The 521-nt window shown below is 71.2% G+C and carries 1 protein-coding gene; it reads left to right on the top strand.

Annotated elements, in window-relative coordinates; genetic code table 11:
• Positions 1-521, top strand: a 521-nt coding sequence (locus MKK70_RS22840) for a methyl-accepting chemotaxis protein (RefSeq protein ID WP_243950127.1), incomplete at both ends; no start/stop codon positions are given.

Raw genomic sequence — 521 nt, 5'->3', positions numbered from 1 at the left:
TCGGCGCAGGAGCAGGCGGCGTCGGTGGAGGAGCAGTTCGCGGCGGTGCAGGAGACGGCGGCGACGGTGGACGAGATCACCCATTCGGGCGCGCAGATCACGAAGCGGGCCGGCGAGGTGATCGCCACCGCCCAGGCCACGGCCCAGACCTCGCGCCAGGGCCTGCGCGCGGTGGCCGACACGGCGCGGGCGATGGACGCGATCCGCGAGCAGGCGGAGGCGGTGGCCGGCAACATCGTGACGCTGTCGGAGAAGACCCAGACGATCGGCGACATCATCGAGACGGTCAACGACATCTCGGAGCGCACGCACCTGCTGGCACTCAACGCCGCGATCGAGGCGGCGGCGGCCGGGGAGAGCGGGCGCAGCTTTGCGGTGGTGGCCTCGGAGATGAAGCTTCTGGCCGACCAGGCCAAGGCGGCCACCCTGCAGGTGCGCGGCATCCTTTCGGAGATCCAGCGCGGCATCAACACCTCGGTGATGCTGACGGAGGAGGCGGTCAAGCGGGCGGCCACCGGCAA

The organism is Methylobacterium sp. E-041 (assembly GCF_022829665.1).
GTDB lineage: Bacteria > Pseudomonadota > Alphaproteobacteria > Rhizobiales > Beijerinckiaceae > Methylobacterium.
Note: the sequence above shows the minus strand (reverse complement) of the source record. Positions and strands in the feature narration are given on the sequence as shown.